This is a genomic window from Pseudonocardia sp. EV170527-09, assembly GCF_008369905.1.
Taxonomy (GTDB): Bacteria; Actinomycetota; Actinomycetes; order Mycobacteriales; family Pseudonocardiaceae; genus Pseudonocardia.
Map to the genome: position 1 here is coordinate 1 of NZ_VRMC01000475.1, position 269 is coordinate 269.

Consider the following 269-nt stretch of genomic DNA (forward strand, 5'->3'; position numbering starts at 1 on the left):
GAACATGGTGTTCACCTTCGAGCATGTGAGCCTTGACTCGCGGCCTGGTGGCAGCGGCAAGTTTGATCTAGCTCCGCTGTCGCTTCCAGCCCTGAAGAAGAATCTGAACGAGTGGCAGCTGGCTCTCGCAGATGTCGGCTGGAATTCGCTGTATTGGGACAATCATGATCAACCACGCGCCGTGTCGCGGTTTGGTGACGACAGCCCGCACCACCGGGAGAGCTCCGCCAAGACGCTTGCCACGGTGCAGCACATGCACAAGGGCACGC

1 protein-coding gene is annotated in these 269 nt (G+C 59.9%); it reads left to right on the plus strand.

The features are described 5' to 3' along the window. The coding region (locus FVA95_RS29860; protein WP_240051813.1) for an alpha-amylase family glycosyl hydrolase at positions 1 to 269 on the plus strand (269 nt) is incomplete at both ends.